The 399-nt window shown below is 28.8% G+C and carries 1 pseudogene; it reads left to right on the forward strand.

The window, feature by feature from the left end:
* Window positions 1-59: 59 nt before the first annotated feature.
* A pseudogene (locus tag DMC01_RS12850) lies at window positions 60-399 on the forward strand (restriction endonuclease); the annotation flags it as partial.

A 399-nucleotide genomic window follows, 5' to 3' on the forward strand; every position in this document is an offset into this window, starting at 1 on the left:
AGCTACTAAAATAAGAATTTGAATAATGTCATAAAGCTAAAATCAAAATTCACGCCACTTTGCGAAACGCTAGAATTCAGCTTGCAAATGATTTATACGACATTAAAAGTGCTACATATCATATCATTGCTAGAAATGAAAATAAGCTGATATTTTTTGAAAGTGATTATGAAAAAATCGACATTTCAAACCTACAAAATATCAAAAATTCGCCAAAATCGCTGAATTTTAGCGATGGTAAAAACGAGTATGTTTTTAATCACTCAAAAAGCGTTTTGCAACGCAAATTTTACTTGCCCAAAAATTTTTCTAGCATTGAGATTAAAATCATTGAAAATCCCTTTAAAATCTTACTTTCGCTAAAAGATATATTATCAAAAGCTAGTCCCCAAAAATCAA

Source organism: Campylobacter troglodytis (assembly GCF_006864425.1).
In the GTDB taxonomy this organism is placed as follows: domain Bacteria; phylum Campylobacterota; class Campylobacteria; order Campylobacterales; family Campylobacteraceae; genus Campylobacter_D; species Campylobacter_D troglodytis.